15 protein-coding genes and 1 pseudogene are annotated in these 16,972 nt (G+C 50.7%); 7 read left to right on the forward strand and 9 right to left on the reverse strand.

Translation table 11 applies throughout. From position 1 onward, the window contains the following. From POG22_RS01850 to POG22_RS01875, 6 genes and pseudogenes are all read right to left on the reverse strand, one after another. A pseudogene (locus POG22_RS01850) lies at window positions 1–370 on the reverse strand (RNA-guided endonuclease TnpB family protein); the annotation flags it as partial. Between the two features lie 232 nt (window positions 371–602). Continuing rightward, on the reverse strand, window positions 603–1,709 hold the full coding sequence (locus tag POG22_RS01855; protein WP_498903285.1) for a class I SAM-dependent methyltransferase: 1,107 nt from the start codon (window positions 1,707–1,709) through the stop codon (window positions 603–605). A gap of 235 nt (window positions 1,710–1,944) precedes the next feature. Then, window positions 1,945–3,558 (reverse strand): 2-isopropylmalate synthase, encoded by a 1,614-nt coding sequence (locus POG22_RS01860; RefSeq protein ID WP_498903287.1) that lies wholly within the window; start codon window positions 3,556–3,558, stop codon window positions 1,945–1,947. A 132-nt stretch (window positions 3,559–3,690) separates the two neighbouring features. Continuing rightward, entirely contained in the window at window positions 3,691–4,212 is a 522-nt protein-coding gene (labA, locus tag POG22_RS01865; RefSeq protein ID WP_498903289.1) for a LabA-like NYN domain-containing protein, read from the reverse strand. Window positions 4,213–4,532: 320 nt separating this feature from the next. Continuing rightward, window positions 4,533–5,171, reverse strand: coding sequence for a response regulator transcription factor (locus POG22_RS01870; RefSeq protein WP_017661778.1), 639 nt, complete (start codon window positions 5,169–5,171; stop codon window positions 4,533–4,535). Between the two features lie 168 nt (window positions 5,172–5,339). Then, a complete protein-coding gene (locus POG22_RS01875; RefSeq protein ID WP_498903308.1) occupies window positions 5,340–5,864 on the reverse strand; it encodes a (2Fe-2S) ferredoxin domain-containing protein in 525 nt (174 codons plus the stop codon). A gap of 331 nt (window positions 5,865–6,195) precedes the next feature. Between POG22_RS01875 and groES the strand changes: the two genes are divergently transcribed. From groES to POG22_RS01890, 3 genes are all read left to right on the forward strand, one after another. Beyond that, window positions 6,196–6,507, forward strand: a complete 312-nt coding sequence (groES, locus tag POG22_RS01880; protein WP_026097753.1) for a co-chaperone GroES — start codon at window positions 6,196–6,198, stop codon at window positions 6,505–6,507. 69 nt (window positions 6,508–6,576) lie between these two features. Next, window positions 6,577–8,214 carry a TCP-1/cpn60 chaperonin family protein gene (gene groL, locus POG22_RS01885; protein ID WP_498903292.1) on the forward strand — a complete coding sequence of 546 codons (1,638 nt, stop codon included), beginning with the start codon at window positions 6,577–6,579 and terminating at the stop codon, window positions 8,212–8,214. Between the two features lie 742 nt (window positions 8,215–8,956). Next, a complete protein-coding gene (locus POG22_RS01890) occupies window positions 8,957–9,340 on the forward strand; it encodes a hypothetical protein (protein WP_498903294.1) in 384 nt (127 codons plus the stop codon). A 248-nt stretch (window positions 9,341–9,588) separates the two neighbouring features. Here POG22_RS01890 and POG22_RS01895 read toward each other — a convergent pair whose 3' ends face one another. Together POG22_RS01895 and POG22_RS01900 are read right to left on the reverse strand one after the other, a co-directional pair. Continuing rightward, window positions 9,589–9,816 (reverse strand): DUF4327 family protein, encoded by a 228-nt coding sequence (locus tag POG22_RS01895; protein ID WP_498903296.1) that lies wholly within the window; start codon window positions 9,814–9,816, stop codon window positions 9,589–9,591. A gap of 363 nt (window positions 9,817–10,179) precedes the next feature. Beyond that, window positions 10,180–11,790, reverse strand: coding sequence for a glycoside hydrolase family 3 N-terminal domain-containing protein (locus POG22_RS01900; protein ID WP_498903298.1), 1,611 nt, complete (start codon window positions 11,788–11,790; stop codon window positions 10,180–10,182). A gap of 915 nt (window positions 11,791–12,705) precedes the next feature. On the opposite strand from POG22_RS01900, the gene POG22_RS01905 reads away from it, so the two are divergent. From POG22_RS01905 to POG22_RS01915, 3 genes are all read left to right on the forward strand, one after another. Next, window positions 12,706–14,112, forward strand: a complete 1,407-nt coding sequence (locus tag POG22_RS01905) for an MATE family efflux transporter (RefSeq protein ID WP_498903300.1) — start codon at window positions 12,706–12,708, stop codon at window positions 14,110–14,112. Between the two features lie 199 nt (window positions 14,113–14,311). Next, entirely contained in the window at window positions 14,312–15,055 is a 744-nt protein-coding gene (locus tag POG22_RS01910; protein WP_498903302.1) for a hypothetical protein, read from the forward strand. Then, window positions 15,052–15,915, forward strand: coding sequence for an inositol monophosphatase family protein (locus POG22_RS01915; RefSeq protein WP_498903304.1), 864 nt, complete (start codon window positions 15,052–15,054; stop codon window positions 15,913–15,915). The genes POG22_RS01910 and POG22_RS01915 overlap by 4 nt, the downstream gene beginning before the upstream one ends. Here POG22_RS01915 and POG22_RS01920 read toward each other — a convergent pair. Beyond that, complete coding sequence (locus tag POG22_RS01920; RefSeq protein WP_498903306.1) at window positions 15,879–16,100, reverse strand: hypothetical protein; 222 nt, start codon at window positions 16,098–16,100, stop codon at window positions 15,879–15,881. The genes POG22_RS01915 and POG22_RS01920 overlap by 37 nt on opposite strands. 60 nt (window positions 16,101–16,160) lie before the next feature. Between POG22_RS01920 and POG22_RS01925 the strand changes: the two genes are divergently transcribed. Beyond that, on the forward strand, window positions 16,161–16,595 hold the full coding sequence (locus POG22_RS01925; RefSeq protein WP_026098006.1) for a Tery_1686 family protein: 435 nt from the start codon (window positions 16,161–16,163) through the stop codon (window positions 16,593–16,595). Window positions 16,596–16,972 lie beyond the last annotated feature (377 nt).

A 16,972-nucleotide genomic window follows, 5' to 3' on the forward strand; every position in this document is an offset into this window, starting at 1 on the left:
CAATGTGCTTGCGATCTTCTGACAGCTTCCATCCCGAGATTTTGTACTCGACCGAACGGGTATTTCGCTTGAATCGAGGATAACCCCTCCTACCTTTAACCTTACTTTTACAGTTTTCGTAAAAACGAGTAATGGCTCTCAAGGTTCGCTCGACCGCCGTCTGGCAAGCATGAGAGTTCAGTTCTTCAACGAACTTAAACTCTTTCCTCAGTCGTGTGTTGTACCGAAATAACTCAGCCTTACCCACACCTCGATTATCCATCCAGTAACGCAAAACTTTATTGCGGACGAACTGAGTCGTCCGAATTGCCTCGTCGATGGCTTGGACTTGGTGAGGCTTGGGCTTAACTTTGTATTCGAGGACTAACACGACTTGATACCCATTAGCATAGTATCATTTTACCGCAGCTAGGCTGAAGCGGTCTCTGAGCGAAGCCGAAGAGCCGCAACATCTCTCACCCCGCCCTGGAAGGACGGGGCTTGTTGGCGTTCCGGTCAACGTGAGGTACGATCGCCTGCGCGAATTTGTTAAAGCCTTTAAAACCCCGATATCGCAAAGATACCAGGGTTTTCGCGTACAGCATTTTCGAGGCAATTCTCGACTAAACTCGTCGAAATTGCAGCCAGCGCAACTCAACCGGCGGATTCGTCAACGTGGGGAACAACTCTCGTCCGGTTGCCCAGTTGAGGAAGTTGTCCGACGGCGGCCAGGCTTCGCTGGGAAGATGTTGGGATTCGTAAGCCACCACCGATTCGTTGCCAATTAACTGAAGCGGTAACCATGCGATCGCCTCCTTCAACTCCTGTCGCGTCAACAGGTAACAGCCTAACGCCTCAGACAACTCGCGCACTTTAGCGTCCGGTTGGTAGTCCCCTTTGGCGAGGAACGCCGCCACCAACAACACGCCACCCGGTTGTAACACGGAGGAGGTTTGGCGGAAAAACTGCTCGACGCGATCGCTCCCCCGTAAATGGGGTAACACTTCCGAGGCGATCGCCAACCGATACGTCGCCGATAACGCCGCGCGATCGAGAACGTCGTTCGCCAACACCTTCACCGCCAATCCCCGCGAGTGCGCTAACTCCGTCAGTTGTTTTCCAACTTGCGGGTTCGATGTAATGGCCTCGACGGGATGACCGCGTTTGGCCAGCGGTAAGCTGTTACGACCGATTCCCGCGCCGATATCCAACACCGGAACCTGTAACGCGTCTCCTAATTCTGCGGCGATCGCCATCGCCATCGCGTCGGGATAGCGACCGAATCGCGAAGATTTTGCCTCGGAAAACGAGGGTTGCGCTTCCGTGGGGTCTGCATTGACGACGATGCTAAAGGCAATGCCTCCGGTTAACCCCAACGCCGGACGCGCCAGTTGGTAGGTCAGGGTCAAATACGCATGGGGCGAGCGATCGAACCCTTCGGCGAGTTTCTTTGACAGTTGCCGTTCTAAGGCTTGCATTTCCGTTTGAGTCGGTTTTTGTCCCAAAACCTTTAACAAGCCCCGAACCAGTTTGACATATTGTTCGAGCATCGTCGGCATACAGGGAAGCTGAAACTCTCCTCGAACGGCGATCGTCGATTGCAGTTTTTCTTTAATGGCTAGATTTGGCGTGTTTGGAGTTTCAGGCATTGGTTGAGGTGTCGCATCGAGAAATAACGAATTTTGAATCGCGTTCATCTGCTTGTCTTCTGTGGCTTTTTCGTCTACCACACCATACAGAGGACAACGGTTTTCAACCGGGACGAACGACGCCTATCTCAAAAGAGCGATCGCCAAAAACCCTACCCAATTCTGGTATTTGCGAGATACACCAGATCCCCAGAATTTCCAAAATTCCGGGGATCTCACCGCACCACGCGATCGAATGCAGTATTGACAAAAATCGATTTATATGATGTAAGCCCGGCATCTCGAAGATACCGGGTTTCTGAAGCGATGGTCGATCCTAGACCCGACTCGTTACCGACGGTTCCGCTTGTGCTGAAAACGACGGACTTTGCATCGCACCATAAAGGCGATTCAGTGCGTTGACGTAAGCGTGCGCCGAAGCGACGATAACGTCCGTGTTGGCCGCATGGCCGGAGAATACGCGACCTTCGTGGCGCAACCGTACCGTCACTTCACCGAGAGCGTCGATTCCCGCCGTCACGGACTGCACCGTATACTCAATGAGTTCGCTGGGTAAGTCGATAATTTGATGGATGGCTTTGTACACCGCATCGACCGGCCCCGTTCCCAAGGCAACTTCAGTACGTTCTTCACCGTCGGGGGTGCGAAGCGTCACTGTCGCCGTCGGACGCAGGCGATCGCCGCAGGAGACCTGTGCCAACTCCAACTTATAAAGTTCCGGCGGTTGTTGGATTTGGTCGTTGACGATCGACTCTAAATCCCAATCGGTAATTTCTTTCTTGCGATCGGCAAACTTTTTAAAGTTGAGAAAGGCTTTATTCAACTCGTTTTCCGACAGTTCGAAACCCAACTCTTTCAAGCGAGTTTTGAAAGCGTTGCGACCGGAATGTTTGCCCAAAACGATTTGGTTTTCGTTCACCCCGATGGACTGGGCGTCCATAATCTCGTAGGTGAGTTTATTTTTGAGAACGCCGTCTTGATGAATTCCCGACTCGTGCGCGAAAGCATTCGCCCCGACGATCGCTTTATTCGGTTGAACGAACATCCCCGTGAGGTTCGATACCAACCGAGAGGTTTTATAAATTTCGCGGGTGTTGATGTTCGTAAGCGGTTCTTCCGACTCCGCCGGACGCCCCAAGAAGGGGTTGAAGTACTGTCGCCGCACGTGCAACGCCATCACCAACTCTTCTAAGGCAGCGTTCCCCGCCCGTTCGCCGATACCGTTGATGGTACATTCGAGCTGGCGAGCGCCGTTTTTCACCGCTTCGAGGAAGTTGGCCACGGCCAATCCCAGATCGTTGTGACCGTGGACGGAGATAATCGCCTTGTCGATATTGCGAACGTTTTCTTCGATACCGCCAATCAACGCCCCGAACTCGCTAGGCGTGGTATAGCCGACAGTATCGGGGATGTTAACGGTGGTCGCCCCGGCGTCGATAACCGCTTCGAGGACGCGATACAGGAATTCGGGATCGCTGCGTCCGGCATCTTCGGGGGAAAACTCCACGTCGTCGGTAAAGGTTTTAGCATAAGCGACCATTTCCGGGGCGATCGCCAATACCTCGTCTCTACTTTTGCGGAGTTTGTATTCCAGATGAATGTCCGACGTGGCGATAAAGGTGTGAATGCGCTTGTGGGCGGCGGGTTCTAGGGCTTCTCCGGCGGCTTTGATGTCGGCACCGGTAGCGCGGGCTAAGCCGCAAATGGTGGGGCCGTCGGGAGTTCCGACTTGTTCGGCGATGGTTTGTACCGCCTCGAAGTCGCCGGGACTGGCGAAGGGAAATCCAGCTTCGATGACATCGACACCGAGACGCGCCAGTTGTCGGGCGATGGTGAGTTTTTCGTCTTTATTGAGGGTCGCGCCGGGGGATTGTTCGCCGTCGCGCAAGGTGGTATCGAAAATGATAATGCGATCGAGTGGGTCGCTCATGGGTGTGCCTCCTGTAAGGAAAATCAATAGTCAAACTTTGGAAGGCTAACGTTCGAGGTCGGAGAAAACGGAACGTGGCGATCGCCTCTCGGTCGATCGGTTCTGTTCTCCTCTCTTGCTAGGGAATCGAGTTTAGTAATCGGTTTTCTCGATTTTCTCGCGAATGTCGTTGAGGTCGATGTAGCGATCGGTGGCGTTTCGCAGTTCCCGAGCGATCATGCCTTCAGTCGAAACGACGGTAATATGGGTGTTTTTCGATCGCAGCAGTTCGATCGCACGCTCGAAATCCCCATCTCCACTAAATAACACCACGCGATTGTACTGATCGACGGTGTTAAACATATCTATAACAATTTCAATGTCTAGATTCGCTTTTTGGGAGTAGCGACCGGAGTTGTCGTCGTAATATTCTTTAAGAATTTTAGTGCGGACGGTATAGCCGAGGCTGATGAGGGCATCGCGAAAGCCCCGTTGGTCTTGAGGATCTTTAAGTCCGGTATACCAAAACGCGTTAACGAGGGTGGTGCTGGCGTGTTCGTGTTTGAAATAGTCGAGAACCCGGCGCGGGTCGAAAAACCATCCATTTTTTTGTTGGGCGTAGAACATATTGTTCCCGTCCACAAAGATAGAGAGACGATCGGTGTCATAAATCATGAAAATGTATACCTGGTTTATGCGTAGTTTAGACGTAAAATTTACGGTAGGATGCGTAACTTAAAATCGTGCTGACCGATAAATCGTCACGATCCGATGCTACATACAAGAGTTACTGTCCTCGTCGATCGTTGCAAACGAAGACGAACGCTTTCGGTCGCCCGCATTTGAAGCTCGCGACCTGCTCGATCGCATAGCTTAACATTTTGATAAATATAATACGACGGGAGGCTCGGCATCAACTGAAATACAACTGCCGCGAGATTCGCATCGCTCTCGTGTCTGCTGCGCTCTCGGGCTTGGGTCGGGGGGTGGCTCGTTTACACCATGTTGGTTTCGATCGCCCAGCGAGCCAGTTCGGTACGGTTGTGTAGTCCCGTTTTTCCGAGCATATTGGAAACGTGACTTTCGATAGTGCGCTGGCTGACGTTCATTTCTAACGCGATTTCGCGGTTAGCCATCCCTCGGGCCACCCACTGCACCACTTTCAACTCTGTCGGAGTCAGTTCTACGCCAGCGCGGACTTTTAACGGCGGTGCGTTATCGCTTCCAGCCAGTTTGCGAGCCAGCAGTCGCGAAGCTTGGTTGAGAGCGGCTTCGACTTGGGCGACCAACTCGTCTGGCTCGAAGGGTTTGACCATGTAAACGTCAGCCCCCGTGTTCAATCCCTTGACGCGATCTTGACTTTGTCCTTTCGCCGACAAGAAAATCACGGGAATCCAGTTCGTGCGGGGGTCTTCGCGCACGTGTTCGACGAAAGTGTAGCCGTCCATTTCCGGCATCATCACGTCGCAGATAATTAAATCGGGAAGCTTTTCTTCAAGAAGTTCGAGGGCTTCGCGTCCGTTTTCAGCGGCGATGACTTCATATCCCCGAAATTCGAGAAAATCCTTGACCAATAAAATTAAATTTGGGTCGTCATCAATCAGAAGTAATCGTTTGTTGCTGCTGGTCTTCATAGTGAGCGATCGCTGTTCGGGAAAATTATAGAGATATCAGTATTTTTGACGGCATAGCTTGGCGAAGACTGGATTGAGAACTGTTCGGGCTAAAACCCCTGCCGTTCTTCACTTCGACTCCGCTCGACCGATTTCCATGATAACCCAGCTTGGTGGCCGTGTCGCCCGTTAACGCGTGGTGGTTTGACTCGGATCGTCCGTATTTTTTACAAGAGGGGAGGCGTCGGCGGACATTGGTGCGATCGCCCCAGGTAACGGACGTTCTAAAAAGGCGTATTCTTCGACGATGCGATCGCCGATCAGATGTTCTTGAATAATCCGTTCGATAACTGGCGGCGTCGCGCCGCGATACCAAACCCCATCGGGATAGACGACGAGAACCGGCCCTTGAGTACAAACACGCAAACAGTTCGCCTTCGTCCGGAAAATACAGGTCGGTCGATCGTCGGTGGCGCGATCGAGCTTCAGTTCTTTCAGGCGTCGTTTGAGGTAATCCCAGGCTTCGATCCCTTCTGCTTTCGAGCAGCATTTGGGTTTCGTTTGGTCGGCGCACAGCAAAACGTGGCGTTCGATCGCTCGCAAGCCGAGACTGTCAATACAGGCGGCCAGAGATGCCGTACAGCCTTCGTTCTCGTCGGGGTTGGCAGAAGGCTCGGCGGGTATCGTTTGATTTTCAACCGTCGGGTCGGACATTTGCAGTTCGATCGCACTCAAAGGCAGTTTTTCTCATTTTAGTTCGGAAACCCGTACTACCCAACGAGTTGCCTCGGGCAAATTCGCTCCGCTAAATTAGCACTCAGAAGTTGAGAGTGCTAATCCACCCGATGCGAACTCCTCGACTTCCGGCACGATACCCGCGTTTCCGAAGTTTCGGAGAGGGGAATCGTCGCCGCCGCAGCTTAAAGTTTGTGCGATCGGACTGCGAGCCGCAATCCCCGCAGCACTTCAGTTCGATCGCCGACAAACCCAGCTCGATCGATTTCTCGAAAAGTGTAACGTATCTGTAAAATTTGGAGAATTCCCTATGGCAGCCGTATCTCTGAGTGTTTCCACCGTCAAACCGCTAGCCGATCGCGTTTTTGTAAAGGTGAGTGCCTCGGAGGAGAAAACCGCCGGCGGCATCCTTCTGCCGGACACCGCTAAAGAAAAACCCCAAGTCGGTGAAGTCGTGCAGGTGGGCCCTGGCAAACGCAACGACGACGGATCTCGTCAAGCAATGGACGTCAACGTCGGCGATAAAGTCCTCTACTCCAAATACGCTGGCACGGACATCAAACTCGGTAGCGACGAGTTCGTTTTGCTGTCTGAAAAAGACATTCTGGCGATCGTTCAGTAAACCGTCGCCCTCACTAATTACTCCCCTCAACTATCGACACACACAGCGAGATTAACGAAGTAGGAAACTATGGCCAAACGGATCGTTTATAACGAAAACGCACGTCGCGCCCTGGAAAAAGGCATGGATATCCTCGCCGAATCCGTTGCCGTCACCCTCGGTCCGAAAGGTCGCAACGTCGTCCTTGAGAAAAAATTCGGTGCGCCCCAAATCGTCAACGACGGGATCACCATCGCTAAAGAAATCGAACTCGAAGACAACATCGAAAACACCGGTGTTTCTTTGATTCGTCAAGCTGCCTCCAAAACCAACGACGCCGCTGGAGACGGAACCACCACCGCGACGGTTCTGGCTCACGCCATGGTCAAAGAAGGTCTGCGGAACGTGGCGGCTGGCGCCAACCCCATCGCCATCAAACGGGGAATCGATCGCGCTACCGCTTACCTGGTGGACAAAATCGCCGAACACGCTCGTCCCGTCGAAGACTCCACCGCCATCTCCCAAGTCGGTACCATCTCGGCCGGTAACGACGAAGAAGTCGGCCGCATGATTGCCGAAGCGATGGATAAGGTGGGCAAAGAAGGGGTCATCTCCCTCGAAGAAGGGAAATCCATGACCACCGAACTGGAAATCACCGAAGGGATGCGCTTCGACAAGGGTTACATTTCGCCCTACTTCGCCACCGACACCGAGCGCATGGAAGCGATTCTCGACGAGCCTTTCATCCTGCTGACGGACAAAAAAATCAGCCTGGTGCAAGATCTCGTTCCCGTCCTCGAACAAGTGGCGCGGTCTGGCAAACCCTTACTGATTATCTCCGAAGATATCGAGAAAGAAGCCCTGGCGACCCTGGTGGTCAACCGCCTGCGCGGAGTGCTGAACGTGGCGGCAGTGAAAGCCCCCGGATTCGGCGATCGCCGTAAAGCCATGCTCGAAGATATCGCCGTTCTGACCGGCGGTCAAGTCATCACCGAAGATGCGGGTCTGAAGCTGGAAAACGCCAAAATCGATATGCTCGGCACCGCTCGCCGCATCACCATCACCAAAGACACCACCACCATCGTCGCCGAAGGCAACGAAGCCGGTGTTAAAGCTCGCTGCGAGCAAATCCGCCGTCAAATGGAAGAAAGCGATTCTTCCTATGACAAGGAAAAACTGCAAGAGCGTCTGGCGAAACTGTCCGGTGGCGTGGCCGTGGTGAAAGTCGGTGCGGCGACCGAAACCGAAATGAAGGATCGCAAGCTGCGCCTGGAAGATGCCATCAACGCGACCAAAGCTGCCGTCGAAGAAGGGATCGTTCCCGGTGGCGGTACGACTCTGGCTCACCTGGCGCCGCAAGTCGAAGAGTGGGCGACTAGCAACCTGGCTAACGAAGAGTTGACCGGTGCGCTCATCGTGGCTCGCGCGTTGACTTCTCCGCTGAAACGGATCGCTGAAAACGCCGGACAAAACGGCGCGGTGATTGCCGAGCGCGTGAAGGAAAAAGACTTCAACGTCGGTTACAACGCGGCGAACGGTGAGTTTGTCGATATGTTTGATGCGGGTATCGTCGATCCGGCGAAAGTGACCCGTTCGGCAACCCAAAACGCGGCTTCGATCGCGGGTATGGTGTTGACGACCGAGTGCATCGTGGTTGACAAACCCGAACCTAAAGAAGGTGCTGGCGCTGGCGCCGGTGCTGGTATGGGTGGCGACTTCGATTACTAAAATCGCCTCTGGGGTGGGGACTTCTCACCCCAAATTGAATTTTTGAAAACCCCTCAGACAATGTTTTCCTGGGGGGTTTCGCTCGTAAATGTTGGCTGTACTGCGCCGATAAGCTAGGTTTCAAGCTGAGAGGGTGACAAGGTAGACGGAAGCCAGACGAGACAATTGCTTGAAAGAATCTAGCCAGCCCAACTGATTCGTGAATTCTTGTAATCTGAAAGTACTGTAGCACGGCCATCCCAACTACAGAGGGCGTTCACAACTCAAATGATTCTGCTATAGAGGAGTTTCAAATCAAAAAAGAGGGTGGCGTTTGCGGCCACCCCAACGAAAAAATGCTACCGACATTCTACCAAGATTTTCTGCGCATCCATCTCAATGAGAAGCCAATTGAGATCGCCTATTGGTTAGCCACTTGCTACGGCTAGCGTCTTCAAAATTCTCCCTTAGAATCTTATTTTGGCTGCGCTGAAAAGACCTCCCGAACTTTTCCTCGTCAGGGTGTCTTTTCCCTCGGATTGTCCGGTTATGCTTGGACTCAAGCCTTACGGATCTGGAGAGATTTGATGTGGAAACTCATGACTTTGAAGCCTCACAAATCTCTCCATTTCCAACGAGGGCTAGAGGCTCTATTCTTTGTCAGTCAAGAATTCTAGCTCTGTTGTTATCCTCTCAGGTCTCGATTTTGTTAAGATAAAGCCAGTCTTTGCCCTCTCAACTAAAAACCCTGGACACGAACCCTATGAATCCCGAGACGTTAATGCAATCGCTCCAAACTGGTTTTCGCGTGACGATCGGTGCGGCCAGTTCCGCCATCGAGAGTTTGCAAGATCCCCAGAAGCGAGAGGAGAACCTGCAAACGTTCCAACAGCAGGATTGGAACGCGGTTGTAGAAAAGTTAGCCGCCAAAGGTGAAGTGACCGAACAGGAGGCTCGCAATTTCGTCGATAGCCTGATGGGTCAGACCTCTGGGGGAACGACGACAGCCTCGACTTCGACGAGTGCGAACGCACCAACGACCGCCGCTCCGACGGGAACAGAAGCGGAGTTACAAAATTTGACCGCTCAAGTGGCGACACTGCGTCGCGAACTCGAACGACTTCGGGAACAGGATGCCCGATCGTAGTCGTTCGGTTTTATCGGACTCCTGCGAAATCGCTACGATCGGCTTGACATGGGAAGTAGAGACGTTGTCCGATAACGTCTCTACTGCTTGTTTTTTGGAGGTGGCGATCGCGAAGCGGGAAAAAAATAACAGACGGTAACATTCGTTACTTCACATTGCCCGCTTCCTTGATTTAATAATTTGGCAAGAGTTAAGCTGGGCGCACTTGTTAACAGACTGCTCGACAGACAAGCTATCCGATCGAGTAATTAGTCGTTTTCCCAGGTTTCGGGGCCGACCAGGTCGCCGATGCGATCGCGTAACAAAAAGTCGTGGTTTTCGAGTTCAGTTTCGACCGAAGACCATTCGCGAGCGGGAATATGTCGGCAGAGGGTATAGATCGGTTGTTGTCTGCTAACTGCGCCTTGCTGGACGAGCTGTGAGGCTTCGTCTTTAATTATAGCGATAGTATATCGAGCAGTTGTTGTAAAAGTCATAACGATCCCTCGTTTTCTTAGCTGGCTGGCATCAGGAACAGGTGAGATAGGATAGCCGATCTCGAACTCGTGACTAAGGGGCAATTCGTGATTTTTTAATCGGCTAGAACCAGATAAGCAACAAGCCTTACACCCTGTATTTGAGTAAAGCTTGGGTAAAGTGCTTGTAACTCATGATACTGAAATTATTTGGTTTTTTGTCCTTGTCACTTCCCAATTATACTCAAGTTTAATGAAGTTTCGTAAACTTCGCTACCGTTGAGGGGCTGAAACTGCGAGTTTCGGCGGTTTGCCGATCGCACGCCCCTTTTTTTGTTAACAGACGATCGCACGAGCCAAACTTCCGAGCGACGGGCTTTTCTCCTAAGCTAAAGGCTTGAGAGCAGACCACTGTAAGGGAGTTTTTCCAAACAAGGCTTCGAGGGCGATCGCTTGAGCTTCAGGCATTTGCCCGAACGAAAACCCCACTGGAAGTGAGAGCGGCAGATTTTGACTAAGCTGCTCCTGAGTATAAGGACTACCATAGATCGAAATCCCCACGAGATCGCCAGTTTTTAATAATTTATTAAGCCAAGTGTCGGCGAGTTCGGCGATCGCTCGACTGCTGCCAAAGGGATTACCTCGGACGAAAACCTGTACGATTGTCGGTCGTCTCGTTCCCATTTCGGGAGGTTGGCAGTTGCCACCGAGATCGACTAAATAAGGTGCAAATCCTTGTTGTTTGGGAAGTGCGATGGCAGGAGTTTGGTGTCCGAGAAAGGAACACCGCAACCAATCGTCTACGATAACGACATTGTATCCCGAGGACACTGTAGATAGGCGCTGTCCTTGACGGCGACCCGATTCTCGCAAGATCGATCGGGTGAGATCGAGCGTGTCTGGAGTGGCGATGCGATCGAGATCTTGCTGGGGCGACGTTGGCGAAAGGGGCTGAGAACAGACCTTCATTTTCGCCTGCCAAATGCGATCGAGGGATTGACAAAGGCGATCGCGAGAAATGCGTCCCGATTCGATCGCCTCGCAAACCGCCTGAATTCCCCCTTCAGGATCGCTAGGCATCAAGACGATATCAGCTCCCGCCTCGATCGCCAAAATCGGAGCTTCGTTCGCATCGTAACGTTTGGCGATCGCACCCATCACCAAAGCGTCCGTCACCACCAACCCTTCAAAACCCAGCTTTCGGCGTAACTGTTCCGTTAAAATCCGTTCCGACATCGTGACCGGTTCGTCTGCGTCCCACGCCGGAACTCGCAAATGGGCAGTCATCACAGCATCGACACCGGCGGCGACGACTGCTTTAAACGGCGGGAGTTCTACCGCTGACAGGCGATCGATATCGTGAGGAATCGTGGGAAGATGATAATGAGAATCGACGCTCGTATCGCCGTGACCCGGAAAATGCTTGGCCGTCGCCAACACTGAAAATCGCTGCGTTCCCCGTAAAAACGCCGTCGCCAACGCCGATACGACCTCTGGCGTTTCGCCAAACGATCGCACGTTAATCACCGGATTGTCGGAATTGTTGTTAACATCTACCACTGGGGCGAGAATCCAGTTTAACCCCGTCGCAACCGCTTCTCGAGCCGTCATCGCCCCCATCAGTTCGGCATATTCGATCGCTTTATCCCAATCCCGACGGGCAATTTCCGATAATGCCATCGGCGGCGGAAACCAAGTCGCCCCGGAAAATCGCTGTCCCACCCCTTCTTCGATATCCGCACACAGCAACAGGGGAATATCTGCCCACTCCTGTAGCTGCTGGGTTTTCAACCGTAACTCCGCCGCACTTCCGTCGATGAGTAACACCCCGCCGAGTCCGAGTTCGCCAATCCACCGCTGTAGGGTTTGACGTTGGGGTTCCCACGCCGGATAGCGAATTTGCGAATCGAATAAATGTCCCGATGCCCGAACCACAAACATCTGGGCGACTTGCTGTTGGAGGGGGAGAGTGTGGAACGGCGTTAAAGCAGTCATAGAACGTTCGGGGAATCGGTTGAGTCAATTGAAATTAATTGTATAGCAGCATCATTTAAATTGTGTGCCGACTCTATAAATAAAAAACTGGAGATTTAAGTCGTAAAGTTTTACTGCTTTGCAAGATCGACAATAAGACAAATTAAGCCTTCGATCTGAAACTTAAAATGCGATCGCAATGGTTTTAAGGCGCGATCGTGCTAAACAAGATGCGATCTCGCTTAAGTGAATTTTAGGTTTTGAACGTTCTTTTGAGTATGACATCAATGTGTGTCAAAACAAAATAAATATTTTCGATCGATCTAAATTCAATTTAAAAACGATATTTTATATAAAATTTAAATTCACATAAATCGATATTATTAATAATTCAAAAATAAATTCATATTCATGCTTTTGAATAAAAAAAATACGATCGCTTAAAATAAAAAAATGATTTCGATCGATACAAACATTTAGTCATTTTGAGATCGAAAAAAATCGTGATTTTTTTGAAATTTGAATTTGTGCGATCGCACGCGTTTATACAAAAACACGAATTTTAAGTAAATTTAATAGAATAAAAAGCTAATTCAAATATTTTTATTAAAATATTAAACAAAACGAATTTACTTTTTGAAAATATATTTTATTTTGCAGTTTATATTTCTTGACGATCGGACAAATATTTGCTTTTTGCGACTTAACAAAACGAGCAAACTGTCATATTATTACAAACTTAAATCGACGAAACTCCTAATTTTTTATTGTTTATATCCCAAAACCAAAAAATCAAGTGAGTCGCGATCGATCCATATTAAAATATGTTAAAATTCGATACTAACGTGCCATTTTTTTGCCTAGCAGATCGGGACTGAAGGATAACCAATCGATCGTTGCAGCTCTCGATCTCCAAAATATACAGACCGACTAATCATGAGCCATCTTTCACAGCGATATAACCTCAAAATTGAAATTCGCGAATTTTTAAAACTTGCCGTTCCCCTCGCCAGCGCCCAAGTTGCTCAATCCGCAACAGGATTTGCCGACACCATTATGATGGGAAGAATGGGGCCAGAAATTTTAGCGGCTGGTGGACTCGCTTCAATCATTTTTATTTCGATTATGACCATGGCTAGTGGTGTCGTCATGGGAATCAGTCCGCTGGTTGCTGAAGCCTTTGGAGCGGGACAGAAAAAACGTATCGAACAAGTGGCTCGTCAAGGATTATGGTTGGGATTGTTAGTCGCGATACCGCTAACGATCGCCACTGGAAATCTCGAAACCATTCTCGCTCGTAGCGGACAAACGGAAACCACCGTAAAACTCGTTCGGACGTATCTCGATATCATATCGTGGGGCTTATTTCCTGCCATCGGATTTGCGGCGTTGCGAGCGATAGTGGCTGCTCTGTCTCAAGCTCGTCCTGTTATGGTAATTATGGTTTTGGGAACGGCATTAAACGTGACTGGAAACTATATTTTAGGATTTGGGAAGTTGGGGTTTCCGAGATTAGAGTTAGCTGGCTTAGCGTTGTCGAGTACCTTAGCATTATGGGGAATGTTTTTAGCCCTAGCGATCTACGTTTTTGTACATCCAAAATTGAAATGTTATCGCATTTTTCAAAAGCTTCACCACATCAAAATACAAGTCTTAAAAGAGGTGGCATGGGTGGGCATACCTATTGGTTTATTTTCGGGATTAGAAGCTGGTTTCTTTTTAGTCATGATGTTTTGGATGGGAACATTAGGCACGGATGCCTTAGCCGCACATCAGGTTGTCTTTCAAACATTAACGATCGTATTCATGGTGCCGTTAGGAATTTCTTATGCGACGACTGTACGAGTCGGACAATGGTTAGGACAACGCGATCGCACGGGAATTCAACAAGCTGCATGGGTGAGCGTGAGTATCACTGCTCTATTTATGCTTGGGGTGTCGATCGCGTTTTTACTCTTTCCCCAACAAATTATTGGCATTTATTTAGACGTACAGAATCCCGAGAATGCAGTAGTGTTCGAGATAGCTTTACCACTTCTAACGATCGCCGCGATCGCTCAAGTTTTAGATGGCGTCCAAAAGGCAGTCTATGGATCGCTTCAAGGACTTCAAGACACGCAAATTCCCATGCTGACGAACGTACTCGGATATTGGGGTGTGGGTTTATCGGTCGGTTACGGACTGGCGTTTTATTTCAAGTTAGGAAGTATTGGACTGTGGCTCGGACAAGCCGTTGCCGTAACTGTCGTGGCGGGGTTGTTTATCTGGCGCTTCCAGAAATTGCTGTCGAATCTAATGTTTCATCACTTAAACGATCGAGACGGACGCATATCGAAACTTTAAATCGATCTGCCGATTCGTGTTTGAATCGGCAGTTTTGGCAGTTTTGTGGTTCGCTCCCATCGATCGGACAGCGCTCTAGATTAAGAAGAGATTTAAGAAAGATTATCTAAAATTTAAAAATTAGATGTTTGACTGTTAATTTACAGTTCGAGGTATTAGAGTAAAGACGTGTTTGTTTATTGCACGAAGGCAAGCTACAATGTCATCCGCTAAAACCTTTGAAAAAGCTGTCAAAAAAGCTGCGAAAAGTATCCTAGTCGATAAGGGAATCGATGTTAGCAATCGACGGGGAAGCAAAGAATTAAATTTTATCGTGCGGAAAATTGCTAGCGTCTCTTCGGGAAACTTACAAGATGCCGAGCAAAAGGGACAAAAGTTAGGTGAAAAAATCTCCGAATTGTCCCAACAGCGAGGCAAAAGAAATCTCGATCGTGGCGTAATCCGACAAATCGCTCTTGAAGGCGAATTTTTCCCAGTTACGAAATCCGATCGAAATGCAGCCTCGCCAACAACAGCGACATCAGAACCTGTCGCTACTTCTGCGACAGAAGCCACTACCCCCACAGAACCGGAAGCGGACATCTCCGTCGCTGAAGAAACCGTTCCCGTAACCGAACCCCCCAGCGAAGCAGAACCCGAACCCGCTGAGGAAGCCACTACTACCACAGAACCGGAAGCGGACATCTCTGTCGCTGAAGAAACCGTTCCCGTAACCGAACCCCCCAGCGAAGTGGAACCCGAACCCGCTGAGGAAGCCACCGCCACCACAGAACCGGAATCGGAAATCTCCGTCGCTGAAGAAACAGTTTCCCTAACCGAACCCCCCAGCGAAGTGGAACCCGAACCCGCTGAGGAAGAGAGCGAGGTACGATCGCCAGAAGGCGAACCGTCTAATTCCGAAGACTCCGAATCCGAAGCAGAGTTAGAACAAAATACTCCATGACGAACATTCCCACTCCGCGCCTTCTCCTGTCCACCTTGCTACCCTATCTTAAAACCGCTGGGGCTTACGCTCGCGAGATTCAATCTCGGATCGGCGTCCGTCCACAGAAAGACTACCCGGAAAACGCCTTTGCAGCGGCGTTAAGCGATGCGGACTTGTCGGTTCAAAACTTCGTAGAAGTGGCACTGTTGGCGCATTTCCCGCAGGTGCGCTTTTTCGGCGAAGAACACGAACAGTCCGCCAATACCAAGTATTTTCGGGCGATCGATCTCGGGGAGGCGGGAGATTATCTCGTCACCCTCGATCCTATCGACGGAACCCGGTTTTATCTCGACGGACACCCTAACTATCAGGTGATTCTCTGCGTCCTCGATCGCGACGAATTTCAGGGGGTTCTGACCTTGTCTCCCAGCGAAAACGCCTATTACTACGCCTTGCGGGGTGAAGGGGCGTTTCGAGGAACTCTAGACGACGCATTCGAGGCGGCGCAGCAGTTCCACATCGAACCCAAACACCCCACAGTGTATTTGGGACTGGGATTAACCCCCATCGCACAGGCGTTAAAAGACCGCTATACCGTGGTCGATTTGGCGGTGGCTTACTCCCCAGACGTAGCGGTTCCCAATTTCAACAAAATGTTGGCGAACGAGTTGACGGGGGCGATTCTCGATTCCGGTAAGTTCATCGACGGCGCAGCCTTAGCGTTCGTGGCGCAGGAAGCCGGATGTATCGTCACCACTTTCGACGGTTCGCCGCCACCACCGTTACACGAATGCGACAACTACGAACGTCCCGGCCTTCTCGTGGCTGCTTCGGAAACGGTTCACCAAGATCTTCTCGAGGCGGTGCGTTCGCGATAGCGGTGCGTCGCACTTTCGCGATAGCGGTGCGTCGCACTTTCGATAAATCCCCCTGAAACCTCCCCCAAATCCTCCATTGGCGGAGGTTTAGCTTGTTCTGTGGAGGGAGCGATCGCCCTCACGATCGCCCGAGCCGCGTTATTAATAAATAAAAGACAGTTGGCGCAGTTGTCAGCGACGAACAACAGACGCCGCTGTTTTTGACTATCACTGGAATGAGGTTTACCAAAAAAGGGGGATTTGCGGTGAACGCTGCCGAACAAGCCAAAGACTTCCAAATTGCCAGTAAAATCGCGGCTGTGGTGAACGTGTTCAAAGGCGAGTTTCCCGATTTGCGATCGGATCTCAAACCTTGGACGAACGATCCCGAAACGCGAGAAATGCTCGATCCCGACTCGATCGACATGAGCTTTCACTTTCCCGGCTACAGTTTTCGGTGTCATAGCCGTAGCATTCTCATTCAAATTCGCTTTCATACCGTCGAATCCGAACCTCGCGCCATCGGTGTCGAAGTGGCCGGATTCAGCGGACTCGGCCGCCAATGGGTGTTTTCAACCATCGAAAACTGGCAGTTCGTCGGAAAAAAAGAACCCGTTCCCGACGTGCAAGAAAAACTCAAACATTGCTGTCGTCAAACCTTGGAAATCTTCAACCGTCCGAACGAATCTCTGGCGAGTTGATGACCCGTGAATTAACGATAGTCCTCGAACCTATCCCCTTTCGCGATGTCGATAGGGGATATCTCGATGTTTTTTTGGCTGGACTTACGCACTTAAGCGTTACCCACGCTAAATGTAGAGGCTGGTGGGCATTGCCCACCCTACAAATAGAGTGAATGCGGTTGTTCTATTGGGAGTTATGCTGTTGTTGAACAAAATTAGCCCGCATTCAACCACATAGGAACAGGTGGGGGTTAGGGCGACGAATTGCCAACGAACCTATGTTAGAATTGCCCTATCCTGAGCGGTACGGCAAAGGGCGGAACGAGATTCCGAACCACCTGGAGGCACGACCTCTCAGCGAAAGGGAAACCCAACCTATAAGTCCTCTGAGTCGG

The organism is Geitlerinema sp. CS-897, assembly GCF_028368005.1.
GTDB lineage: Bacteria > Cyanobacteriota > Cyanobacteriia > Cyanobacteriales > Geitlerinemataceae > Baaleninema > Baaleninema simplex.